Source organism: Caulobacter sp. KR2-114 (assembly GCF_049446115.1).
Classification (GTDB): Bacteria; Pseudomonadota; Alphaproteobacteria; order Caulobacterales; family Caulobacteraceae; genus Acaudatibacter.
In genome coordinates this window covers 284,779-308,846 of sequence record NZ_JBMSEC010000003.1, presented here as the reverse complement: position 1 = coordinate 308,846, position 24,068 = coordinate 284,779, and the positions used below count along the sequence as shown (strand labels likewise).

The 24,068-nt window shown below is 68.0% G+C and carries 20 protein-coding genes; 10 read left to right on the top strand and 10 right to left on the bottom strand.

Annotated features, from left to right (window positions below; genetic code table 11):
- Positions 1-4 precede the first annotated feature (4 nt).
- From ACO2Q3_RS13775 to ACO2Q3_RS13765, 3 genes are read left to right on the top strand one after another with little or no spacing between them, the layout of a single operon-like run.
- A complete protein-coding gene (locus ACO2Q3_RS13775) occupies positions 5-682 on the top strand; it encodes a hypothetical protein (protein ID WP_423307380.1) in 678 nt (225 codons plus the stop codon).
- Positions 682-2,874, top strand: coding sequence for a hypothetical protein (locus ACO2Q3_RS13770; RefSeq protein WP_423307378.1), 2,193 nt, complete (start codon positions 682-684; stop codon positions 2,872-2,874). Before ACO2Q3_RS13775 ends, ACO2Q3_RS13770 begins: the two co-directional genes overlap by 1 nt.
- Positions 2,875-2,883: 9 nt before the next feature.
- Positions 2,884-5,910: a hypothetical protein gene (locus ACO2Q3_RS13765; RefSeq protein ID WP_423307376.1), complete on the top strand. Its 3,027-nt coding sequence runs from the start codon at positions 2,884-2,886 to the stop codon at positions 5,908-5,910.
- Here the strand turns inward: ACO2Q3_RS13765 and ACO2Q3_RS13760 are convergent.
- The 3 genes from ACO2Q3_RS13760 to ACO2Q3_RS13750 all read right to left on the bottom strand — a co-directional run bounded on the left by ACO2Q3_RS13760 (position 5,885) and on the right by ACO2Q3_RS13750 (position 6,821).
- Positions 5,885-6,259 (bottom strand): hypothetical protein, encoded by a 375-nt coding sequence (locus ACO2Q3_RS13760; RefSeq protein WP_423307374.1) that lies wholly within the window; start codon positions 6,257-6,259, stop codon positions 5,885-5,887. The genes ACO2Q3_RS13765 and ACO2Q3_RS13760 overlap by 26 nt on opposite strands.
- A gap of 6 nt (positions 6,260-6,265) precedes the next feature.
- On the bottom strand, positions 6,266-6,478 hold the full coding sequence (locus ACO2Q3_RS13755) for a hypothetical protein (protein WP_423307372.1): 213 nt from the start codon (positions 6,476-6,478) through the stop codon (positions 6,266-6,268).
- A 100-nt stretch (positions 6,479-6,578) separates the two neighbouring features.
- Complete coding sequence (locus ACO2Q3_RS13750) at positions 6,579-6,821, bottom strand: helix-turn-helix domain-containing protein (RefSeq protein ID WP_423307370.1); 243 nt, start codon at positions 6,819-6,821, stop codon at positions 6,579-6,581.
- Between the two features lie 404 nt (positions 6,822-7,225).
- On the opposite strand from ACO2Q3_RS13750, the gene ACO2Q3_RS13745 reads away from it, so the two are divergent.
- On the top strand, positions 7,226-7,678 hold the full coding sequence (locus ACO2Q3_RS13745) for a hypothetical protein (RefSeq protein ID WP_423307368.1): 453 nt from the start codon (positions 7,226-7,228) through the stop codon (positions 7,676-7,678).
- A 19-nt stretch (positions 7,679-7,697) separates the two neighbouring features.
- Here ACO2Q3_RS13745 and ACO2Q3_RS13740 read toward each other — a convergent pair whose 3' ends face one another.
- Entirely contained in the window at positions 7,698-7,898 is a 201-nt protein-coding gene (locus ACO2Q3_RS13740) for a hypothetical protein (protein ID WP_423307366.1), read from the bottom strand.
- Between the two features lie 183 nt (positions 7,899-8,081).
- On the opposite strand from ACO2Q3_RS13740, the gene ACO2Q3_RS13735 reads away from it, so the two are divergent.
- On the top strand, positions 8,082-8,669 hold the full coding sequence (locus tag ACO2Q3_RS13735; protein ID WP_423307364.1) for a hypothetical protein: 588 nt from the start codon (positions 8,082-8,084) through the stop codon (positions 8,667-8,669).
- Positions 8,670-8,739: 70 nt separating this feature from the next.
- Here ACO2Q3_RS13735 and ACO2Q3_RS13730 read toward each other — a convergent pair whose 3' ends face one another.
- Positions 8,740-9,531, bottom strand: a complete 792-nt coding sequence (locus ACO2Q3_RS13730; RefSeq protein WP_423307362.1) for a hypothetical protein — start codon at positions 9,529-9,531, stop codon at positions 8,740-8,742.
- Positions 9,532-9,681: 150 nt separating this feature from the next.
- Here ACO2Q3_RS13730 and ACO2Q3_RS13725 point away from each other — a divergent pair, with 150 nt between their 5' ends.
- The 3 genes from ACO2Q3_RS13725 to ACO2Q3_RS13715 all read left to right on the top strand — a co-directional run bounded on the left by ACO2Q3_RS13725 (position 9,682) and on the right by ACO2Q3_RS13715 (position 12,216).
- Entirely contained in the window at positions 9,682-9,915 is a 234-nt protein-coding gene (locus ACO2Q3_RS13725) for a DUF3761 domain-containing protein (RefSeq protein ID WP_423307360.1), read from the top strand.
- 7 nt (positions 9,916-9,922) lie between these two features.
- The gene (locus tag ACO2Q3_RS13720) at positions 9,923-10,291 is read left to right on the top strand and encodes a helix-turn-helix domain-containing protein (RefSeq protein ID WP_423307358.1); all 369 of its coding nucleotides are present in this window, start codon (positions 9,923-9,925) and stop codon (positions 10,289-10,291) included.
- A 230-nt stretch (positions 10,292-10,521) separates the two neighbouring features.
- Positions 10,522-12,216 carry a site-specific DNA-methyltransferase gene (locus ACO2Q3_RS13715; protein ID WP_423307356.1) on the top strand — a complete coding sequence of 565 codons (1,695 nt, stop codon included), beginning with the start codon at positions 10,522-10,524 and terminating at the stop codon, positions 12,214-12,216.
- A gap of 120 nt (positions 12,217-12,336) precedes the next feature.
- Here ACO2Q3_RS13715 and ACO2Q3_RS13710 read toward each other — a convergent pair whose 3' ends face one another.
- Positions 12,337-12,588, bottom strand: a complete 252-nt coding sequence (locus ACO2Q3_RS13710) for a hypothetical protein (protein WP_423307354.1) — start codon at positions 12,586-12,588, stop codon at positions 12,337-12,339.
- Between the two features lie 85 nt (positions 12,589-12,673).
- The gene (locus tag ACO2Q3_RS13705; RefSeq protein WP_423307352.1) at positions 12,674-13,012 is read right to left on the bottom strand and encodes a hypothetical protein; all 339 of its coding nucleotides are present in this window, start codon (positions 13,010-13,012) and stop codon (positions 12,674-12,676) included.
- Between the two features lie 377 nt (positions 13,013-13,389).
- On the opposite strand from ACO2Q3_RS13705, the gene ACO2Q3_RS13700 reads away from it, so the two are divergent.
- On the top strand, positions 13,390-18,963 hold the full coding sequence (locus ACO2Q3_RS13700; protein WP_423307350.1) for a hypothetical protein: 5,574 nt from the start codon (positions 13,390-13,392) through the stop codon (positions 18,961-18,963).
- Positions 18,964-19,026: 63 nt separating this feature from the next.
- On the opposite strand, the gene ACO2Q3_RS13695 is transcribed toward ACO2Q3_RS13700, so the two are convergent.
- The 3 genes from ACO2Q3_RS13695 to ctrA all read right to left on the bottom strand — a co-directional run bounded on the left by ACO2Q3_RS13695 (position 19,027) and on the right by ctrA (position 22,830).
- Entirely contained in the window at positions 19,027-19,467 is a 441-nt protein-coding gene (locus tag ACO2Q3_RS13695; RefSeq protein ID WP_423307348.1) for a hypothetical protein, read from the bottom strand.
- Positions 19,468-19,592: 125 nt separating this feature from the next.
- Positions 19,593-21,989, bottom strand: coding sequence for a M20/M25/M40 family metallo-hydrolase (locus ACO2Q3_RS13690; protein WP_423307346.1), 2,397 nt, complete (start codon positions 21,987-21,989; stop codon positions 19,593-19,595).
- A gap of 145 nt (positions 21,990-22,134) precedes the next feature.
- A complete protein-coding gene (gene ctrA, locus ACO2Q3_RS13685; RefSeq protein WP_423307344.1) occupies positions 22,135-22,830 on the bottom strand; it encodes a response regulator transcription factor CtrA in 696 nt (231 codons plus the stop codon).
- Between the two features lie 475 nt (positions 22,831-23,305).
- Here ctrA and ACO2Q3_RS13680 point away from each other — a divergent pair, with 475 nt between their 5' ends.
- Entirely contained in the window at positions 23,306-23,971 is a 666-nt protein-coding gene (locus ACO2Q3_RS13680) for a methyltransferase family protein (RefSeq protein WP_423307342.1), read from the top strand.
- Positions 23,972-24,068: the final 97 nt, after the last annotated feature.

Sequence of the window (24,068 nt, the reverse complement as noted above, 5' to 3'; positions counted from 1 at the left end):
ACCCATGGGCTTCCTGTCCGACATCGCGAACGTCTTCGGCTCAATTGCAAAGGGCAACGCCGCGAAGGACGCGGCCCAGCAGCAGGTCAACGGCTACAATCAGGGAATAGACACCCTGAACAACGAGTCCGACCGGATCAATGGGCTGCTGAGCCCGTACATCACCAGCGGCACGAACGCGACGAACGCCGAAGGCGCCCTCTTAGGGCTCGGCGGCAACAACGCGCAAACGGCGGCGATCAACAACCTTCAGGCCTCGCCGCTCTTCCAGTCACTGATGCGCAACGGCCAAGAGGCGATCCTCCAGAATGGCAGTGCGACCGGCGGCTTGCGCGGCGGCAACATTCAGTCGTCGCTCGCCAACTTCGGCTCCGACACGCTCGCCAAAGTGATCCAGCAGCAGCTCGCCAATCTCGGGGGGCTGTCTGGACAGGGTCTCAGCGCCGTCGGATCCAGCGGCCAGTTCGGAGCCAACGCCGCGGGTTCCATTGCTGCGCTGGACCAGGCGGCGGGCCGCGCCCGCGCGGCCGGCATCCTCGACAAGGCGCAAGCTGATCAAGGCCTTTACGCCTCGGGTGGCGACATCCTGAGCCAGATCCTTAGCGCCATCCCCGGCGGCAATGGCAGCTTTGGCAACAAGTTCGGCAGCACGCTGAGCAACCTCGCGTCGAGCTTCATCTGATGGGCTTTGAACTCCTCCCCCCGCTGGACCCTTCCGCGTTCGCCGGCCTGATGGCCCAGGACCCCGGCGCCTACATCGACGCCCAGGCCCAGGCGAGGCAGCAACAACAGCAGGCGATCACGACCCAGGCGCAGGCTGACGAAGATCGAACCAAACAGCAGCAGGCCGCGCAGGCCAGCGCCGCGGCGATCCACGCCGTTCTGACCAACCCGACGCCCCAAAACGTCGCGGCGGCGATCACCCTGAACCCGGCCATCGCAACGCAGCTGAAGCAGGCGCACGATGTCCTTGACGCCGAGCAGCAGAAGCTTGCGCTCAATGACTACGCGGCCGTTCACGGCAACCTTGCCGCGGGTCGCATCGACGCCGCCAAAGCGGTCCTGCAGCGTCGCATCGACGCCGACAAGGCGCGTGGTACCGACACAACCGACGAGGAGGAGATGCTTGCGGGGCTCGGCGAGCCCGGCGGAGTTCAGGCCGCCCAAGGCATGCTAGGCGTCAAGCTGGCTTCAGTGATCGGAACGGACGCTTACGGAAAGCTTCTGGAGCCAGAGCAGAAGGCCGCCACGCAGGCGGAGACCGGGCGACACAACCTCGAAACTGAGGCGGCCGAGCGCGACAAGATCGCAGCCAGCGCCGCGAAAGAGGGCACGCTTCCAGCCGGCGGCGTCGGTGCCGCCCAGGGCGCGCCAGCGTCTCCTGCACCCACTGGCGGGACGTATGATCAGGTCGCGCAGATCGCGCAGCAGGCCGGCGCTTCGCCTGACGAGCAGGACTACCTGCGTCGCCTCGCCTACACGGAAAGCCGCGGACAGCCGAATGCGCGCAACGGCTCTTCGACGGGCATCTTCCAGTTTCACCCGTCCACGTTCGCGGCGGCTGGCGGTGGCAACATCAACGACGTGGGCGACCAGACGAAGGCGGCGCTGAACCTAGCGCGCGCCGATGCTGCGGGCCTACAGCGCGTGGGCATCGCGCCGACTGGGGCCAACCTCTACCTGATGCACCAACAGGGCCAGGGCGGCGGCATGGCGCTACTCTCGGCCGATCCCAACGCGAACGCCGTGGACGCCCTGACGCCGGTCTATCGTCACAAGGACACCGCTCTGGCGGCGATCGCCGGCAACATCGGCATGCCCTACAAAACGCCCGCGCAGCGTCAGGCGGCGCAGGCCAAGGCCGCGCAGATGACGGCCGGCGACTTCGTAAACTTCTGGCAGAACCGTTGGAACGGCGCCCCAGCGGCGCAGGGGCAGACGCAAGGCGCGACGCAGCCCCAGGGCCAGCCCTATTCGCGGATCGCCTTTCAGAACTCGCCGGGTGACGGCGACCTTGGGAGCAACCCGCCGGACCCCGACTCCGTGACCATGCAGGCCGGACTGTACCTCCAGAACGGCAAACTCCCGCAGCTCGCCGGAAAGTACGGCACGGCGTGGAAGACGGCTATCCTGACCGAGGCGACGAAGCAGGCGAAGGCGCTTGGACTGAGCCCGGCCGACATCATCGCGGGCACGGCCAGCATCAAGGCGTCCGGCGCAGCGCTCCAGCAGGCGGAAAAGACCCTTGACGCCGTGAAGGGCAGCGAAGGCGCGGTGAATGCCAACGCGGACCTCGCGCTGAGGCTGATGCCGCAGGGCGCAGGTACGACTGGCGTCCCGATCTTCAACCGCTGGCAGCAGCACGTCCGCGATCAGGTGTTCGGGGACCCGAACGTCTCTCGCTTTAACCTGGCGCTCAAGACCGTCGCCGACGAGTACGCCAAGGTGATGTCCACGACCACGGGCGCCGGCGGCGCGCCCACGTCAGACAGCGCCCGGAACGAGGCCTACAGCCGCCTCGCCAATTCCGCGACGCCCGAGCAGCTTCAGGCCAACATCGCCACCATGAAGCAGGAGATGGCGAACCGCATCAACAGCCTGACGGCGGTGCGCGATGGCATCCAGACGCGCCTGCGGGGCGGCTACGGCGCCGGCGGCGCTGCGGGAGCGCCGGGAGCTGGTCCGGGTCAAGGTTCGCCTCCTGCCCCCGCTCCTGGCGGCCAACGCAGCTTGCCCGGTTGGAACAGCGGTGTCGGCGCCAACGGCCATGACCCCATTTTCACGCCCGAGCAGGCTGCCGCCGCCTCCAAGTTCCCGAGCAACCGCGGCAAGTGGTTCTATGGGACGGACGGCGTTCGGCGGCAGTTCCACTAGGGCCGGGCGATGAGCGATCCGTACAGCGCCTTCTCGACCGCAGCGCCAGCAGCCGATCCATACGGCGCCTATTCGACGCCGCAGACGCCCACTAACGCCCCCGTCACGGCGACAGGCCTGGCAAAGGCGGCCGGCTCAGGCGCGGCGCACACCGTGCTTCAGGGGGCGGGCGGCGGCGCTGGCGATCTGCGCGACAAGGCGCGCAGTGCAGTCGACGCCACGCTCGGCTTTCTGGTGAACCAGGGCGTCATCTCTCAGGACCAGGCGCATCAAGCGCATCAGTTCGCCGCCGGCACCTACCGGATGGTCTCGCCATTCGAGCAGGTCAACCGCGTCACGGACAATATCGCCGGCCTTATCGATGCCGCCACCGCGACCAACCCTCACGATGCGGCCCCAGCCGGGCAAACCGTGCGCAGCACCGCCACGCCCGATGCCATCGCGAGCGGATCATACAGCCGGACCCTCAACACAGAGGATCTCCAGGCCGCCACGCACACGGGCTATCAACCGCGGAACATGCCGGAGCGCTATGCGGCAGCGGTCGGCGGCGCACTGCCCCTGGCCCCGTTGGCTGGCGAGACGATCCCTGCAAAAATCGTCGGCACACTCGCGCCATCGGTCACCGGGCAGACGGCATCCGAAGCGGCGCGAGCGGCCGGCGCTACGCCGGAAGAGCAGGAGCTAGCTGGCCAGGTCGGCGCTCTGGTCGGCGGCGTTGCGGTTCCAGGCGCTGCGGACGCGGCTGGAGCCAGGTCGACGCCCAAGCCCGAAGGCCCGGTGAAGGCGGCCGAAGTGAAGGGGGTGCGCCAGTTTCGCGCCGCTGCCACCGATCCGCAGGCCGTCGAGGACACTCTGAACGCGGGTGGACAGGAGCTCGTGCCGGGATCGCAACCGACGACCTTCCAGGTGACAGGTGACACCGGCGTTGGTTCGCTAGAGCGCGCGGACCGCACCAGCAACCCCGGCGTCTACCAGCAGCTTGCAGCCGATCAGAACGCCGCGCGTGTCCAGGCCATGCCCAACCCGCAAGGTGACCCTGCCGACGTCGGCGCGGCAATCAGGGCGAAGCAGGACGCCATCGACGCCGAGACAGAAGCGCAGGTCAACGCCGCTGCGGCAAAGGCCTCGCAGGCGACGGACGCACTTGGCGGCACATCCACGCCCGAGGACGTAGGCGCGAGCATTCGTCAGGCCATCAGTGACGCGGAGAAGGCTGGCCGGGCTCGCACCTCGGCGATGTACACCGAGCTTGGGCTTGATGACCCGGGCGTCACGGCCAATGTGGGCGCGACGCGCGGCGCGGCGAGCGACATTCTGGCGAGCCAGCGTCCCACGGCCAAGCCAATGGGACCGGAAGAGGCGGCCATCTTCTCAGCGGCTGGCTCAATGAAGCCGGTTGCGCCCATGGTGGACCTGTTGGAACTGCGTAGCCGTGTGGGGGCGGAACTGCGGGGCCAACGTGCCCCGGGCGGCGACCCGTCCGCCGTACGCCGGCTGACGCGGCTGCAGCAGGCCATAGACACGAACCTTGATAGTTCGATTGCCGACACGGTAGAAAATCATCAGGCGGCTGTTTCCGCCGGCCAGATGGCCCCTGAGCAGGCCATCCTCGCGAGGATGCAGGCTGACGTTGCCGCCTTCAGAGTCCGACAAGCCGAAGCCCGGAATGCTATTGGCAGTGGCGATCCAGGAATTGCCGGAAGCGGATCGGCCGGCGTTCCTAGCTCTGATAGAGCAACAGTATCGACGGGAGGGGCGCCTGGATCTACTGCGGGAGGTGCGGGAGTACCGCAAGCTGGTGGGGTCCAACCCACCGTCTCCCCCGACGCGATCCCAGGACTGAGGGCGGCCAACGCCGAGTACAAGGCGCAGCGCCGGACGTTCGGCGCCGATCCCGTCGACGACATCCTCGCGCAGGACAAGAGCGGCGGCTACTCCGTCCTCAACGGCGAAGTGCCGGGAAAGATTTTCAAGCCCGGGCCTGATGGCTTTGAGCGCGTGCAGAACGCCATCGCTGCCGGCGGCGATCGCGCTCAGCAGCTCATTGAGGACTACGCCGCACAGAGCCTGCGCCGTGCCGCTGTGAAGGCTGACGGCTCGATTGACGCTGCGGCGCATGCCCGCTGGATGAAGGCAAATCAGGACGCCCTGCGCGCCCTGCCAGACGACGCGCGCGCGCGTCTAGCTGACGTTGGCGAGGCGCAAGGTGCTCTGGGGGAGGCCACCGCGAACCGCGACGCCGCAGTGAAGGCGGCCAACGCCGATAAGCTTGGCGTTCTGCTGCGCGCCGCCGACCCGCAGGACGTTCAGCGCATCGTTGGCGCCCTGTTCAACAAGGCCGACGCTGTCACCCAGATGAAGGCGCTTGTGGCGCGGCTGAAGGGCGACCCGGCCGCGATTGCCGGCTTGAAGCAGGCCGTTGCCGACCACATCACCACCAATTTCATCGGCAACACCGAGGCGGCGACGTCAGGCGACGCCCTGATCAAGGCCGATGCGTTCCAGACGTTCGTCCGCAAGAACAGCGGCGCCCTGCGCGTCGTGTTCGATCAAGACGAACTGGCGAACCTCCATGCTATCGCCGCGGACCTTCAGCGCTCAGCACGGTCGATCAACGCACTGAAGCTGCCGAACCAATCGAACACGGCGCAGGACATCGCTCCGCTGCTTAAAGCCCATGCTGGAAAGCTGGCCGCGCGCTCCGTCTTGGACATGTTTGGCTTCGCGCTCGGGTATGGCGCTGGCGCCCATGCGGGCCTGCCGCCGGAGTTCGGCGCAGCCGCCGGCGCTGCGCTATCGGAGGCGCTCCAAGCCATCCGCGACCGCGGGATGCAGAGCACCCAGGACGTCGTAAACCGCATGGTGCGTGATCCGGCGTTCGCCAAGACGATGCTGGCAAAAGTGCCGGCTTCCGACGCTTCGACGACGGCGTTTCAGACTGGCGTGATCATGCGGGCCAGGGCGATCCAGCGGGCGCTGGCGGCATCAGCCGCCGGCCAAGGACCCGCTACCGATGAACGAAAATCCCAATGACAGTCACGGCGATCGAGATCACCGCCACTATCATGGCGAGCGTCGCTATCGTGTTGGCGTTCTTGGCCTGTCGTGCCTGTTCAAGAGTCGCGTCTGCGGCCTCTCGAGCAGCCGCGGCCGCAGCCCATGCGGCATCCTTGGCTGAACGCGCAAGCTCTGTCTGCTCGGCCTGGGAAGCCTCATTGCGAGCTTGACGCGCGGCCTCTTTCCGGCCGAGCCACGCGCGTGCAGACGCCGCGTTGCCACCCTTGTAGTGCCCGCTATCGAGGGCGTGGCGAACGGCGAACTCACCCGCTTTGACGAAGTCGCTGAAGGGCGGAAACCGCTCTGTCGGATCATCCTCAACCACGGCGGATTAGCCCGGCTTGTGGCGCCCGTAGACGTGCGCACCGGTCGGCGAGGTGTAGTGGCCGCCCTTGTGCGACGATCCGCCAGAGCCGCCGGTGTAATGGCCGCCATGACTTTCGGTGTGGTGTCCGCCCCCGTAGTAAGGCCGGCCGCCGCCACCTCGCGCATCAGCCGCTCCGCCGATCATCACGATCGCCGCCACCGCCAGGAGCACCCTCATTGCATTTCCCCCAAGGTTTCACCCTATCCAATAGGGGTGACTCCAATGCACCCAAGAGTCGAGTCATCCACGCAATTTGAGGAGGCCGGATAGAGTGGGCTCAGCCCTGACTCTTCCGAAGTCGAACACCCGGCCCTTCGCCGTTCTCATCAATGAGGATGACCCCGGCCCCTGAGAGCGCTTTGCGGATTGCCGCCTCGGTCGCGGTATTGGCGCCGATCGGCCCTTTGATGCGTTCCAGGCGCTTGATAGTCGCCAGTGAAAGTTCAGCTCTCTCGGCTAAGTCCGTTTGCTCCAGCCGCGCCAGTGCGCGCGCCGCTCTGATCTGCTCACCGGTCAGCATTTTGATACCTCACGGCTAACTTTCTAGCCTCAGGGGATTTACAGTCGCCTCCAGGGCGACTAACTTAGACCTCAAGGCTAATTCATCAGTCGCGAGGGTGCAATGTCCGACAGAGAGCAAAGCCGCCGCGATGCCGCAAAGGCCGCAATGCTGACGGCTTGGAAGTTACGCCGCCTTGATAGCGCGCGCGACTTCGCTGACTGCCTTCGTGCCGCTTGGCGCTGGGTGAAGGCCGGGTGCCCAGGCTCTCGTCTGTCGCGCACACTGGCCCGCGGCGGCCGCGTCGCCCTGCACTCCACCGTCACAACCTCCACGGGCCGCGCTGCGATCTCCGCTCGCTACATCCGCAACGCTGATTGGCAGGCCGCCGGCCTGACCGGCCGGCTGAGCTGGTGAGCCTCGCTATGAGCCACATTCCCCCTGCCTCCCGCGTCGTCGCCATCCCTACGGCTGCGACCGACGCTTTCCTGCGCTGGCCACGCCTGTTCGTTGGCCGCAGCGCCAACCAGATCCTGCGCATCGGCGAAGCGGCCAAAGCGAACGCCACGCTTGCGCGCCGACGCCACCTTGAAGCGGCCCTTGAGCGTCTAGAAGACCTGCGCGAAAGCCTGATCGCCAAGCTGGACGCGATCGACGGCGAGCCCGACTTTGAGGACGAGGGGTTGCTTGAGGAGTGCGCCGACGCTGAGCCCACGCTTGGCTCGATTGGCCGCCTGGATCAACGCTTTTGGGCACTCGGCGACCGCACCGACCTAGAGGTGGAGTGCGACGACGAAGGGGCGCCCGAGTTCGAGCTCGTCCCGGGCTACGCGGACCCGATCGACCAGACGTCGCGGATGGTCTTCGACGCGCGCTGACCTGCGACTCAGGTCAACTCTAGCCGCCGATTTGCCCACCATTTTCTAGATACTCGGCCTTGGTCGGGAGCGCGTCATAGGCGGGAAGATACTCCCGAAGCCGATAGGTTGCTTCGTCGATATCGAATGCCATCGAGCCGTCAGACACGTTTGCGTAGGTCGCACCCGACGCGGGGTTCGTCTCGCGGTAACGGCCATGTGGGCGCTTGAGTTCGGTCATGGGCAACACAATAGCAACGCTAAAGGCCCGCGCCACCGATCTTGGAGCCTGCGCCCTCCCGTCCACAAGCGGGCGCTAACCGCCCACAGGGAGGCGCGTGTCGCAGGCTGTCCGCGCCGAAGGACTGGCTTCAGCATGTTGACCAGGCGGCCGACGCCTTCACGACAAGCTTGGGCGACATCCATGCAGCTTTCGCGTTCTCAGCGGGCGGGACTTGCGGCGGGAGACAGGGCGCGTGCCTGTATCGCTGCGACAGGCAAGACCCTCTTTGGCGAAATCGCTTGGACCCCGCGGGAGCGAGATATCATCAGAGAGCACTATCCGAACTACCGGCGGATTTACGAGCTCCTGCCGCACCGCACTCCCAAAGCTATCAGGGTCCGCGCCCACGAAATGGGGGTCGTGAGGCGGCGACACATCTGGACCAACCTGGAGGTTCTCAAACTCCGTAGCCTCTACGCGCGCAAGGCCTCGGACAAGGAGCTGAAGGCGGCTTTTCCCAACCTTCGCCTCCGTCAGATTCACGGCAAGGCCTGGCATATCCGCGCGCCCAGCCGCCTCGGGCGCCCCTTCAAGGTGCTCGGCGTGCCTGCTTTAGATTCGGTGCGCGCCAAGGCCCGTGAGCACGGCTTGACCCTGGTCGATCTCGATCTCCTGGCGAAGACGAAGCACTACTTCCGCCGGTGCTGTAGGCGCCCGAACTGGAAGTACATCAACCGTGCCGCTCAGCTGTTCGAAGGGACGCTCGTCGTGGAATGGGACCAGCGCTGAACTTGCGCTTCGCCGTCGCGGTGCTGAGCGCGCCCAAAGGCCGCATCGCCGAGGCGTGGGAGCCCTTCCCTTAGCCATGAACACCCAATTGGCCCGGTGGCGGAGGCTCGAAGGCCTTACCCGCGATCGCCTCACCGAGCCGCTGAATGAGGGCGCTGTGGATGCAACTTTGGTACTCGCTCTGCTCGTCTGTCCACCAGTGGCCTGGCGCGAGGTTAGCGCAGCGCTCGTATTGAAAGTCGCGCGCCTCCGCATACTCTACCAAGTATGTGACCTCGGCCTCGATCACGCCGGCGAATGAGGTTGCCGAGATCGCGCCGCGATGCGTCCATTGGCCTGTGTTGTCGATCATGTCCGGCATTTGAATGTCGTTGACGTATAGTTCAACATAGCTCATGGCGTTCAGCGTCGTTGCTCCCCCGTGAGTGTCCCACTCAACGGTCCTAAGGTAGTCACCGAATAGGACATCCTCATTTTGTAGTAAACCGGACAAGTCTCGCTGCTCGAAATCCTTTGACGAAGGATGATATACGCCGCGCCCATTGAGGACATCGTCTATTTCCTGACAGTCCCTCTTCACAGATTCAACACTGGGTGGCGTGGCGGAGGCCTTCTCCGTCCGGAGCCGCGCCGCTATGACCTCAAGCTGGCGCGCTCGCTTTTGAATCTCGATCGTGAGCGGTCCAGTCGCGGCCATGCGCGCATGGTGATCCTTCAGTCGCTCCTGATACCCGCTGTAGAGCGTACCAGCCCCCCCGAGCAGCACGCCAGAAAGCAGAAACAGGCCGAAAGAACTGTTCGCCAGTTCCCACCAGTTTGGCCGGCGCTTCGGCGTCGCGGGCTGCTTAGGTGCCCGCCTCACCTGCGGTCTCCACGTCATCGGATCCCCCCGTCCCTGACCGCCCGAGGGTGAGGGAAAGGGCAGGCGGCGCCAAGCTCCCGCTTCCTTCCGCCCCCCCCTCTTGTACGTCCCGCCCGGATCGCATCAACTCCTCTGCAACGGGGGGAAGGCATGCGTTCCGTCATACTCGCACTCGCCTTAGCGATCGCCGCGTCACCGGCAGAGGCCCGCGGCCACCGGGGCGACACCTACGTCAACAGCGACGGGGTGACGGTCCACCGGCCGGTCCAAGCTACGCAGCCGCCGCCGGGCGCGACCGCCCAATGTCGTGATGGCTCCTACAGTTTCAGCCTCCATCATCGCGGAACGTGCTCGTACCACGGCGGCGTCATGCGGTGGCTCTGACCTCGCCTTGAGCGCTGATCCGATCGACGCTGCCATCGGCGCCCGCCTGAGGGTGCAGCGCCTGCACCTAGGCCTTACGCTCCAGGATGTGGCTGCGGCGGCCGGCTGTTCCTACCAGCAGCTCCAGCGCTATGAGCAGGGCCAGAACAGGATCACCGTCAGCGCCCTCGCCGGCCTGGCCGGGGCGCTGGGCGTCTCCGTCACCACTCTCATTGGCGACGACGCGACGGCCGCCCAAGTTCACGCCGCGCTTATGCAGCCCGGTGCGCCGGAGATGCTCGCCGCCTTCTCAGCGCTCGAGCGCGCAGACGACCGGGCGCTGTTGCTGCGCCTGGTCGACGCCCTCTCGCGGGACGAGCCGCCGTGGCCGACGTAGAAGCGTGATGCACGCCAGCACCCGTGAAATTCGCGCGGGGCGCCCGGCATCAAGGCACACAAGGCCTGCACAACAGACCAGCCTGCAGCCGACTTGATCAGCTGCCGCCGGGCAGCCTTTCCATGCAACGCTGGCGCGCTTGTAAGAAACAGTCAACCTTTCGTGAATCACTCCTTAACCACCGGCAAGGATTATCCACAAGCTGTGGATAACGCTGGCGGGGCGTTCCAATGAATAAGCTGTATTTTGGGGACAACCTCGATGTGCTTCGAGAGTACGTCGCGGATCAGTCGGCTGACCTGATTTATCTCGACCCTCCTTTCAACTCCAAGGCTGACTATAACCTGTTGTTTCGCTCGCCCGAGGGCGCCGCGTCGGGTGCCCAGGCCCTCGCCTTTGAGGACACCTGGAAGTGGGGGGAGGCCGCCGACAGGGCATTTCGGGAGGTCGTGGAGGCCGGCGGCACCCCCGCACGACTTCTCGGATCGCTACGCACTTGGCTGCGCGAGAGCGATACCATGGCGTACTTGGCGATGATGACCGCGCGCCTGACGGAACTACATCGCGTCTTGAAGGATACGGGAAGCCTGTACCTCCACTGTGACCCGAGTGCGAGCCATTACCTGAAGCTCATGCTCGACGCGATCTTTGGTGCAACCGGCTTTAAGGGCGAATTGATCTGGAAGAGGACTAACGCTCGCGGGACGCGGGGAAAGTGGCCCGCGCTGCATGACGTGCTGTTGTTCTACACCAAGAGCAGCACTTTCACGTTCAATCCGCAGACCGGACCGGCGGACCCCAATAAGTTGCCCCACACGTTGATCACTGGCTTCGACGGGAAGAAGTACCAAACGTTCGAACTTACTGGCCCCGGCGTAACCAGGGATGGCGACAGTGGACTCCCGTGGCGCGGCTTTAATCCAGGCTCTTTCGGGCGCCACTGGGGCCAGTCGGAGCGGCAGCGTGAGGCTCTGGACATGGCGGGCCTCATACATTGGCCAGCGGACGGCGGCTTTCCCCGCCGACGCGCCGACGAACCCTTTGACCCAAGCAACCGCACCGTGACGATCGGCGATGTCTGGACAGACATCGATCGCCTGAATCAGACAGCAAAGGAACGGCTTGGGTACCCGACGCAAAAGCCGCTCGCGCTACTGGAACGCATTATCCGCGCATCATCGACGCCGGACAGCCTCGTCCTAGATCCGTTTTGCGGATGCGGGACGACGGTGCACGCGGCGCAGTCGCTTGGCCGCAACTGGTTGGGAATCGACGTCACACACTACGCGGTCACCCTCATTCAGACCCGTCTAGGCAAGGCCTTCCCGGACCTGATCATTGATATTGACGGCCGCCCCCAGGACTTTGAAAGCGCCCAGGCGCTCGCGGAACGCAACAAGTATCAATTCCAATGGTGGGCGTGCGACCTTATCGGCGCTCAGAGGTTCCGCGACCGAAAAAAGGGTGCCGACGGCGGCGTAGACGGTGAAATCCTCTTTCTCAATGGGCCCCGGGGTGTGGGGCGTATCATCATTTCAGTGAAGGGCGGGAGAACCGTGGGAGTCGATGCGGTCCGCGAATTGCGTGCCGTTGTCGACCAGCAGGGCGCGGACATGGGCGTCCTTATCTGTCTGGCCGATCCGACAGGCCCGATGCGGACGGCGGCGTTGTCAGCGGGCCAGGTAAAGACCGCGCACGGAGAGTTCCAGCGCCTACAAATCGCGCCTCTGCGTGATCTGTTCGAGGGGCGTCGCCCTCGATTGCCGGTTTCCGCGCCAGCAGACCTTTTGCGGCCACCGCCCAAGCGCAAGACTACTGGCGGCGACAAGCAATTGCGCTTCAAGTTCACCTTCGAGGGTCAAAGTTACGCGCCTCCGCCGGTAGAAGACGGAGTCGTTGTAGATCCCAAACTTGCGATCGGCTAGCATTCTCGGTGCGCTGCCCGCAGCCTCGCGACACCGCGCGACCTTGACCGTCCGCCGCGGAGTATGGTCCGTCAGCCTGACGATCCCCCGCACCAAGCCAGCCCTGGAGCGGACGCTACATCATGCCGGCACCGCCCCGGGCGTGGTGCACTTCGTGAACTTCTTAGTCTTCGGATCCTTGCACTTCGCCGGCTTGGCCGCCGCCGGCGGCGCCGAGGTCTTGCAGAGGTCCGCCTTCGCGAACTGGCCGTTCGCGCCGATGCACTTGCCGGCAGAGTTGAGCTTGTAGGGCGCGGTCGCGGCGGCCTGGCTGGTCCCGGCGGGGATCGCCAGCAGTCCGACGGCGGCGATCATCATCAAGGCTTGGCGCATTCTGGGCCTCCCATGGCTCGTTGACTGCGGCGAAGCTCGCACCGACCCGGCCAGACTACAAGCTGTAGACGTGCTCACCGCGCGGCTAACGCAGCGCCCGATTGAGCACGACCGCGATCCGGACGGCCGCCCGGCGCAACTGCAGGTCTGCGTCCTGGTGGGCCTGCGCCTGATAGGCATCGGACAGGGTGACGGAGCCCTTGTCGGCGCACGCCGGCCGGCTGGGCGCCGCTGGAGATCGACGAACGGGCGCCACGATCGCGCGGGCGCTGTGGCAATTAACGTCAACGCGCTCGCCCGATGTCCACTTGGCCGCCGCCGGTGACCTATCTGTGACCTTTCGCGCTTCGTCGCGTCCGGGGCGCTGACAAACAGCACGCAAAATCAACATCATGGGCGCATGGCGGGCCTGTTCCATTTTCATCTGTGGAACAGGGTGATCTCGCCGGCGGCAGGCATGGGCGGCTCCTTGATTGGCGAGGCGTTGCAGCCCGTTTGCGCTGTATACGTCAAGCCGGGGATTGCGATGGCCCGGACCGCAAAGCCGTCCTTCGCCGGACGAATGACGGGGCCGGCGGCGTTGATTATGTCCGGTTTGCTACAATTAGGCCGGGCTTAGGTAAGCATGATACGCCCTTGACGTGCAGGCCCCGAGACGGCCAGATCACGTCGTTCAATCAAGCTTCACCCTGACGTTGGCGCGCATCGTCGCCTGGCGAGCGCCTCCGTGCGCCGCCAGCGGACCTGCGGCCGCGCGCCGGGGCGGCGCCGGGAACGCGGCCGGTCAGACCGGCGCAACAAATGAACCTTGGGCTGGAGGACATCATGCGGTCGGGCAGGACTCTATGGCTGGCGGGCGTCGGGGCGGGGGCGCTGATCACGGCGCTGGCGTCCAGCGCGAACGCCGCGGACGTCAACATCACCAACACCTCGACGATCACCGGCGAACTTTCGGCGACCACCACCGGCGCCGACCGGATCACCATCATCAACGATGGCGCGGTCGACAACGCGGCCGGCCCCGCCATCGTCGCCATCGCCGATCAGGGCGCCGTGGCGGTGACCAACAATGGTGTCATCACCGCCAGCCAGGACGGCATCCTGGCCACCACCAATTCCAAGGACGGCGTCTCCATCACCCTGAACGCCGGCCTGACGGCCGGGACCGGCGAAGGCGCCGAGGCGACCGACAAGGGCTCTGGCGCCGCCACCGTGACCGTGGCGTCCGGAACCAGCAAGGCGCCGCTGATGATCGCCGCCGGGGCGGGCGCCGCCACGGCCGGCGTCGTGTCGGTGAGCTATTTCGGCGCGGCCACCACCACGCTCGGCGACCACGTGAGCATCAGCAACGGTGGTCCCGGTGTCGGCGGCAGCGCCGACGCGGCGGCGGTCGCGGTGCTGACCGCCGCCGACACCGCAGGCCCTTCGGCCAGCGTGGTGGCCGGCAAGTCCGACAGCTTCGTGCTGCAGGGCAACGCCAGCGCGGCGATCGCCGCGCACGTCGGCATTGGCGGCAGTGTCGGCCCCAACGGAACGGCCAGCGCCTCGGCGACCGTTGGCGACAATGTCTCGATCCACGTCTCCGGCTACACCGACGCCGGGGTCTACGTCACGACCACGGACACCACGGGCGCCGGCAAGTTCGCCGGCGCCGGCGCGGCCACGGCGATTGTCGGGACCGGGACGATCCTGGTTGACGAGGTCGGCGCCGTCGGCGGGCCGAGCAACAGCAAGACCAGCGTCGGCGTCGGGGCCTTCAGTTCGGGCGGCGCGGTGGTGGTCGACGACGCGGCGCAGGTGACCGTCACCGGCGGAGCAGAAACCTCCATCGGCCTGGACGCCTCCACCACCGGCGCGGGCTCGAGCAAGATCACGGCCCGCGCCTCGGTGACTTCGGGGACGGGCGACGGCATCGCCTCGACGACCGTGAACGGCGCCAACACGGTCAACGTGCTGGGCGGTGCGGTGCTGGCCAAGGGCGGCCACGGCGTCGACGCCCGCGCCACGGGAACCGGCGCGGTGACCGTCACCACGGCCGCCAAGAGCAGCGTCGGAACCACGACACCCGGCGGCTTCTCCGGCATCTTCGCCACCAGCGCCGGCGGCGCGGTGAGCATCGACGCCGAGGGGGCTGTGAGCGACGGCGGCATCGCCGCCGCGACCATCGGCGGTGGCGCCGTCGACGTCACCACGGGGGGCAAGGGCCTGACCAACAGCGCCGGCGTCGGCATCAAGGCCACGGCGGCGCAGGGCGCCATCACCGTCACCACGGGCGGCCCGGTGACCGCATCCGGCCAAGGGATCCTGGCCTCCAGCAGCGGGCTCGGCGCGATCACCGTCGATGTCGGCGGTTCGGTGACGTCCGGCGGGGCGGCCGCGGTCGAGGGGATCAGCAACGATGTCGCGGTGGGGGTCGGCCCGGTAACCGTCAGCACCGGCTCCGGCACGGGCGCACATCCCATCGCCATCACCAACCCGCAGGGCTCCGGCGTCGAGGCGATCACCATCCTGGGGGCGGCCTCGACCACCCTCGGCGACCACAACGTGATCACCGTCGGCCAGTCCGGGCTGTCGGGCGTGGCCGGCGCCGACGCCATCGCCGTGGTCACCCCCCTCGACTTCACCGGGTCACCCTCAGCCCGCACGGTCGTCGGCGCCCACGACACCTTCGTGGTGCAGGGCAACCGCGGCTCGGCGGTGGTGGCGCAGACCGGCCTCGCCGGTCAGCTCGGCCCCAGCGGCACGGCCAGCGTCGCGGTCACCGTCGGCGACGATGTCGACATCCACATGTCGGGCTACAGCGACGGCGGGGTCACCGGCTTCACCTTCGATCCCAGCGGCGCCAACAAGTACGCCAGCAAGGGGGCTGTCAGCATCGTCGTCGGCACGGGGACGATCGTCGTCGACGAGGCGGGGGCCAGCAATCCGTCCGGCGGCGCGATGATCAACTACGGCGTCGCCGGCGGCAGCGCCGGCGGCAACGTCCTGGTGGACAACGCCGCGGTGGTGACCGTGAGCGGCGGCTTCGACGCCAGCGTGGGCCTGTCGGCGCTGACCACTGCCGTCGGATCGGCGACCATCGGCTCGCATGCCTCGGTGACCTCGGCCAATGGCGATGCGATCCATGCGGCGAGCGATAGCGGCGCGGTGACCGTGAAGGTCACGGCCGGCAAGGTGACCGCCACGGGCGGCGACGGCATCGACGCGGTTGCGAACACGTCGGGCGACGTGACCGTCAGCACGTCGGCCGGCAGCACGGTGCGCACCCTCACGCCCGGCCTCTTCTCCGGCATCCTGGCGCGAAGCGGCAGCGGCTCGGTGAACGTGGACGCCGAAGGGGTGGTCGCCGACGGCGGCATCCTCGCCAAGACCGGTGGCCTCGGCAACGTGGGCGTCACCGCTGCCGACAACGTCACCAACAGCAACGGAGACGGCGTCGACGCCTTCGCCGCCGGCGGGTCCGCGACGGTGAGCGTCGCCGGCCCGATCAAGGCGTCCGGTTCCGGCGTGGTGGCCCAGGCCGCCGGTGCGGCCACGCTCCAGGCGTCGGCATCGGTCACCGCGGGCGGGCTCTACGCCCTGGCGGCCTCCTCGCTCGGCTCGGGCGATGCGACGGTGACCACCGCCAACGGCGCCGACACGGCGCGGATCAACCTGAAGGGCGCGACCCTGGCCGGCGTCGCCGCCTACAGCGCCGGCGGCCAGGCGACGGCCAGCATCGGCGACGACAACACCATCGTCGCCGGCGCGCCGGGCGTGGCGCGTGGCGCGGGCGTTTCGGCCCAGAGCCTGGCGACCAGCGGCCCCTACAGCGCCCAGGTCCACCTCGGCGCGGGCGACGTGGTCATCTTCCAAGGCAACCAGTCGGCGGGCGCCTCCGCGATCAACCAGGCGCCGACGCCGCTGCAGACCGGCGGCGCCCTGGTGTCCGCCGGAACCGGGTTCAGGATCCACGTCTCGGGCTACGATTCGGCGGGGGTCTACGCCAGCACCGTCGATACCTCCGGCGCCAATGCCTATTTCGGCGCGGGCGACGTCACCGTCACCCTGGCCTCCGGGCAGATCACCGTCGACGAGGCCGGCGCGACCGGGACGGCTGCGGGGGCTGCGACCAATGTCGGCGTCGGCGCCTTCACCCTGGGCGGCAACGTCTATGTGAACAGCGCGGCGGACGTGACCGTCTCCGGCGGCGCCGACAGCACGGTCGGCCTGTCGACCTACACCCAGGGCCCCGGCTCCAGCACCCTGATCAGCACAGGCAACGTCGTCTCCCGCCAGGGGGATGGCCTGTTGGCGCGCACGGGCGATGGCCCGGACGAGATCGAGGTCAACGGCGGCTCGGTCTCCGCCCCGCAGGGCGCCGCCGTCGACGCGGTGGCCACGGGTCTGGGCGGCATCAACATCTCGATCAGCGGCGGGGCGACGGTCAGCGGCCAGACCGGGATCAGCGCTACGACCGCAGGTTCGGTGGGGATCGACAACGGCTCCTTCGTCAAGGGCGGCGCCGGCGGCGGGATCGTGCTCAACACGCCCGCCTCGGCCATCGTCGGCAACCTTTCCGGAGCGGTGCTCACCGCGCCGGGCAGCGACACCGCGCCGACCATCGCCATGCGGGGCGCCGGGTCGCTGATCGTCGCCAACTTCGGGACCGTGACCAGCAACCGGTCCGGACACGATGGTCTTGTGGTGGTCGCCGGGACCGGCGGGCTGACCATCGACAACACGCCCTCCGGGGTGTTCGACGGCCGGTTCACGGCGGCGGACAACGCCTATGTGCAGAACGACGGCCTGTGGCTGACCCGCGGAACCAGCAACTTCGGGACCACCGCCGGCGGGGCGAGCAACACCTTCGTCAACTTCAACACCCTGCAGGTGGGGCTGACCGGACCGGCCGCCGCGGCCAGCACCACCTCGTTCGTCAACGTCGGCCACTTCAACAACGGCGGCTTCGGGTCCACCGGCGTCGTCTCCATGGTCAACGGCAAGGAAGGCGATGTGTTCAACGTCTCCGGCCTGTTCACCGGGGCGCCGGGAGAATCGGTTCTGGCGCTGGACGCCTTCCTTGGCGGACCGGGGTCGAAGGCCGACCAGTTGCGGCTGTCGTCGGGCAGCGCCGGCCAGACGCTGATCCGCATCAACGACACCAACACCGGCGACGGGGCGCTGAACGCCAAGGGCATCGTGCTGGTGCAGGGGGCCACCGCCGCCGGCGACTTCATCCTGGACCCCAGCCAGCCGAACTACGATCCCGCGCTGCATGGCATCCAGCACGGCCTGTTCGTCTATCCGCTGACCTTCTCCGGTGGCAACGAGCAGCTGATCGGCGTGCCGGGCCTGCCGGCGGCGCAGTTCGCCACCATGGCTTCGGCGGCCGAGCAGGTCTGGTCGTCCACCAGCCCGGGCGCGGACGCCGCGGACAATCTGCGGTTCAGCCTGTCCGGTTCGGCCGAGGCGCCGCGGGTGTGGGGCAAGGCGCTCAACTGGGGGGCCAGCCGCCTGGCCGCCGGCCAGCTCTCGCTGGGCGCGGACGGCGCCTGGAACAGCCTGCAGGCGGGCGGAGACCGGCCGATGAGCACTTCGGTCAGCCAGTCGGCCAGCGTCAACGCCTTCGGCCAGACCTTCGGCTTCAACACCAGCTACAGCCAGAGCACCTCAGCCCTGGTCACCGGCTTCGACCTGGGCCGGCGGGTGGGCCAGGACAGCGCCTGGTCGTGGGGACTGACCACCGGCTATGTCGAGTCGCAGCAGAGCTTCGCCCAGGGCTCGTCGGCGGCGCTCTACGGTGGGGCCATGGTGGCGGCGCACGGGGCCTATGTGACCCGCGGCGGATTCTACCTGTCCGGCGACGTGAAGATGACCGCCCTGAAGGTCACCTACCTGACGGCCTGGGCCGGCATGGGCCGGCAGACCGGCGCCATCACCACCTTCGGCGGCGAGGCGCAGGCCGGCTGGCGGCGGGCGCTGACCGGGACCTGGACGGTGCAGCCCGAGGCGTCGCTGGCCGTGCAGAGCTCGCGGCTCGGGACGCTGGTGGTCTCCGACACGCCGCTGGCCTTCGGCCAGGCGTCCAGCGCCCGGGTCAGCGTCGGCGCGCGGCTCGACGGCGCCTGGACGCTCGGTGGCTGGTCGCTGAAGAGCAGCACCAGCCTGAAGGGCGTCGACGAACTGCAGGACGCCAACACCCTGCGCCTGCAGGCCGTCGACACCGGCTATGTGCTGCCTGACCAGATCGGCGGGGCCTTCGCCGACCTCGGCCAGTCGCTGAGCCTGGACAGCCGGGACGGTAAGGTCTCGGCGTTCGTCAGCGGCGCCTACCGCGTGCGGCCCGGCTATCAGGCCGCGCAGGGGGCGGTGGGGCTGAGGCTGCGCTGGTAGGCGCCTGAGCGAGGCGGGGACGCCGACGCCCCGGCGTCCCCGAGCGTTCACGAACCGGCCGCCTCAGGCGGTGATGTCGACGCCATTCGATACGTCGATCGGCCCGGAAGTCGCGGTCGTCACGGTCGAGTTCGCCGCGGCGGCGTCGCCGTCGGAGTCCGGCGTCGAGGTCGCATCCTGCGCCGGCTTGTGGTGATGGCCGCGGTGCGCCTGCATGTCGGTCTTCATCTGCGCGAAGGCCTTCTGCGCGCCGGCGAGGTCGCCGGACTGCAGGGCCGAGCTGACCGCCGCCATGTCCTTGGACATCGGGTCGCTGCCGCCGCCGGGCGGCGCCTTGCCGCCCTGGGGCCCAAGCGACTGCAGGGTCGAGAACGCCGACTGCGCGCTCGACAGGTCGCCGCTGCTGAGCGCCTGATCCAGAGAGTTGAACGCGTCGGCCCCTCGCTGGAACGCCGAGTTCTGTGTCGTTTGTGTCGTGATCTGCGACACTCCCGTAATTGACATGACTTGTTCTCCACTTTTGCTACATGAGTGTAGCGATGTTTAGGTTTAACACGCGTGGAGCGTCGTCGATTCCCTATAATGGAATCCTAATTACAGTATTGGTGTAGCGGCGCCCGGGTTGGGCGTCACCAGGCGAAGCTGCGCTGGCCGACGACCAGGGTCGATCCGGAGCGGTTGAAGCCCATGGCGTCCGCGGGCATCGGCGGCAGCGGCCGGGCGCCGGCGGGCCAGCCGGCCATATCGTCGCGATAGCCCAGGGTCAGCGCGCCGGGGCCCGACGGGAGGAAGCTGAGCGTGAGGGTGTCGCCGCCGCGCCAGGACAGCATCGCGCTGCGTCCCTGCAGGATTTCCGTCGGCTGGCCGTTCAGGGTGACCTGGCTGACCGGGACGTTCACCGACAGCCGAAGCTCCTGGTCGGTTACGCCGGCAGGAGGGGCGAATCGCAGGGTGACGAGGCCGTCCGGCGTCTTGTCGAGGCTGATCACCGGCGCGGCCACGGCCACGGCCCGGGCCGGCGCGGCGGCGACCGGCCGCCAGAATCCGGGCAGGTCGAGGGCGGCGACGGCGCCGCCATCGGCGGTGAGCACGGCGCGGGTCCAGGCGTCCGGCGGTTCGGTGCTGGCGCGCCAGGCCTTTCCGGCGGCCGGGTCGACCACGTAGTAGACTTCCTCCGCCCGAGGGTGGCGGGCGTCCCAGGGGGAGGTGAAGCGCAGGAAGAGGGCGATGGCGGCGGCCAGCGCCAGCACGCCCGCCGGCGCGGCGAAGGCCAGGCGGCTGTTCGGCGCCGACGGCCACAGCAGCGGCCAGGCGACCATGGCGCCGGTCCAGATCGACAGCGCCGGCGCGGCCGGCAGGTCCAGCCCCTGCATCAGCTGGTGGGCGTAGCCCAGGATCCACGCCAGCGACGCCGCGGTCGCCAGCCAGGCGAGGGCGGCGACCACCGGGCCGCGCTGCCGCCCGCCGGCCATCAGGGCGCTCAGCGCGGCGCCGACCAGCAGGGGCCAGGCGACGATGAACGCCGCCGTCGGCAGGGCGATCTGCAAGGCCAGGGCCACGCCCAGGCCAGTGAGCAGCAGGCCGGTCCAGGTTCCGCAGAGGCTGGCGTCCCGGCCGAACACCAGGAAGGCCAGCACCGCCGCCGCAGCCGCCACGCCCAGGGTCACCGGCCACGTGGCGAACCCGGTCAGGGCGGCGGCGACCAGCCCGGCGACCAGGAAGAAGCCGGCGCCGAACAGCCGCCGGCGGCCGCGCGCCATCGCCGCCGGAACCAGCATCGCCACGCCGGCCAGCGTCAGTCCCATCGCCGCCTCGAACAACGGGAAGCGCGCCAGCAGCGGGCGGTACGCCATCCAGTCATCGCCGACCCCGGTCAATCGCCGGGTCAGCTCCAGCGCCGTCATGCCGCCGAGCAGCAGCAACAGGCCCGCGCCGAGGCCGCGCCAGAGGTCGCGCCAGGCCAGCGCCTTGCCTTGCCGCGCGCGCCAGGCGCCCAGGGCGGTCAGGCCGGCGGCCAGGACCAGCACGATCCAGCCGCCCCACGCCGGATAGGCCAGCACCACGCCGCCGGGAACTTCGCTATAGACGAGGTCCGGTCCCGGCTTCGGCAGCGCCGGATCGAAGGCGACCGCCATCGCCGGCCCGAAGGCCTGCTCGCCCAGGCTCTGCAGCGCGCCCTGGTCGAGGTTGGCCACCGTCGAACTGGGCGAGTGATAGTCGAACTGCCGGCCGAGGAAGGCCAGGTTGAGGCCGGGGATGGCGCGCCCGTTCGACACCGTGAAGTCGGTGTCGTTGGGCATCATCTTGTAGACCTGCACGGTCAGGCTGTTGCTGTCCGGCCGGCGGGCGCTGGCGGCGAACAGGCGGACGGACCCGGCGTTGTCGCGCCCGGTCTGGAACATGGTGGCGCGCCCGCCGCCGCCGCGGGTCTCCAGGTTGATGACGAAGCCGATGTGGGCCCAGAGCGGGTTTTCGCCATAGAAGGCGCGCGCGCCCAGCAGGCCGGCCTCCTCGCCGTCGGTGAACACCAGCATCACGTCCCGCGCCGGGGTTCCGCGCGCCTTGATGCCGCGCAGCGTCTCCAGCGCCGAGGCGACGCCGGCGGTGTCGTCCGCCGCGCCGGGCGAGCCGGGAACGCTGTCGTAGTGGGCCATCAGCGCCAGGGCGGGGAGGGTGCGGTCCTTGCCCGGGAGCACGCCGATGATGTTCTCCACGGTGGCGCCGAAGACCTGTCCGTCCTTGTGGATGTGGCGCGGCCAGACCCAGTGGCTTTCCGCGCGCTGCACCTGCGGCGAGAGGCCGAGCGCCGTCATCCGTCCGACCAGATGGTCGCGCACGCGGGCGTTGGCGGCCGAGCCGGTAGGGTGGGGGACCGGCGCCATGGCGGCCACATCGGCCATGGCCCGTCCCGCCGAGAAGATCGCGGGGGAGGCGTCCGCGCGTTCGGGCCTCGGGCTGGCCGCCTGGACGTAGAACAGGCCGAAGGCCGCGGCGAGACACGCCAGCAGCAGTCCCAGTCGCCCCATCGCACGCTCCCCCTTCGACCGAACGGGGAGCCTCACGCGATTTCGGGCGGGGCGCAATCCGCGCCGCCGCCCGAAAAAGTTAAGGATCGAAGCTGTTTGGGCCCGAAAGTCTTAAGCCGGGCCCGCCTTGGTTAAGCCGTCAGGGTCAGGCGGCGAGGACGCCTTCCGACGGATCGCGCAGCACGTAGCCGCGGCCCCAGACGGTTTCGATGTGGTGCTTGCCGTTGGCGGCGGCCGCCAGCTTCTTGCGCAGCTTGCAGATGAAGACGTCGATGATCTTCAGCTCGGGCTCGTCCATGCCGCCGTACAGGTGGTTAAGGAACATTTCCTTGGTCAGGGTGGTGCCCTTGCGCAGCGAGAGCAGCTCCAGCATCTGGTATTCCTTGCCGGTCAGGTGAACGCGGATGCCGTTCACTTCCACCGTCTTGGCGTCCAGATTGACCGTGATGTCGCCGGTGCGGATCACCGACTGGGCGTGGCCCTTGGAGCGGCGGACCACGGCGTGGATGCGCGCCACCAGCTCTTCCTTGTGGAAGGGCTTGGTCATGTAGTCGTCGGCGCCCCCGCCCAACGTCTTGACCTTGGTGTCGATCTCGGAGGTGCCCGACAGGATCATGATCGGCGTGTTAACCTTGCCGACCCGCAGCGTGCGCAGCACGTCCATGCCGCTCATGTCCGGCAGATTCAGGTCCAGAAGGATCAGGTCGTAGTCATAGATCTTTCCCAGATCTATGCCTTCCTCACCCAAATCCGTCGTGTAGACGTTGAAGCCTTCCGACTTGAGCATCAATTCGATGCCCTGCGCCGTAGCGCTGTCGTCCTCGATCAACAGTACACGCATCAGCCCCTCCCCGCCCCTAGGCGGTCTCGCTCAACGGGTTGTCCGAACTTACGCACCGAACTCGTCTGCCACATTGCCAACGAGTTAATTTAAGACTGGTTAATGGTGAAAGCTCACGAGCCGAATCGTTAAGCCGATTTGCGATTCGGGCACAAGCGAGGCCGGCGCGCCGGATGTCGCAGGCAAGGGCCCCGAAGCGGGGAATTTCTGGGAAAACCGTTGCCAGCGCGGGCTGCGCGCGAAGGTAGAGCATTAACGTCGCAGGCTGCGGCGGATTGTCCGGCGGCGGCTTTTTCCAATCCCAGGCCCTGTCGGCAGCCTGGCGGCGCCGAAACGAGCGCTGCCAGAATCACAAAAGCTTGTCTCCCCCAACCGGCCGGGGTGGTGATCAATGCCCCTCTCGCTTCACGCCGGAGGGATGCGTCCGTCTCGGCACGCGGTCCGGGAGCCATCGCGCGTCTTGAAGTACGGTCCTTTGGTTCTGCAGCTCCTCGCCTGGCTGGCGGTGATGGCGGTGCTGCTGTTCGTTCCTGCCGGCGACTGGGTGTGGCCGGCCGGCTGGGTCTACCTTGCCACCATGATGGTCAGCGCGGTGCTGCTCACCGTCTGGCTGGCGCGCCACGATCCGGGCCTGCTGGCCGAGCGGATGAAGTTTCCCGTGCGCCGCGAACAGAAGGGCTGGGACCGCATCCTCACCGCCCTGATCCTGCTGGGCTTCGTCGGCTGGACCGCGCTGGCGGGGATCGACGCCGTGCGCTTCTACTGGTCGGAGATGCCGGTGATCCTGCAGGGCCTGGGCTGGGCGCTGATCGTGGCGTGCATGGCGATCGCCTGGCTGACCTTTCGCGAGAACAGCTTCGCGGCGCCGGTGGTGCGCATCCAGACCGAGCGAAATCAGACGGTGGTCTCCTCTGGCCCCTACGCCCTGGTGCGGCACCCGCTCTACGCCGGGGCGCTGCTGTTCATGATCGGCCAGCCGCTGCTGCTGGGCTCCTGGCTGGCGCTTGCCGCTTCGCCGCTGCTGGTGCTGCTGATGGCGGTGCGGGCCGTCGGCGAGGAGCGCGAGCTGAAGGCGGCCCTGCGGGGGTACGGCGACTACATGCAGACGGTGAAGTTCCGTCTGATCCCCGGCGTGTGGTGAGGGGTACGCGCCCACTCTCCCAATTCTGTCATCCCGGAATCCGCGCAGCGGATATCCGGGACCGCGGCAGGCGCCGGCGCCCGCTACGGCCTGCAAG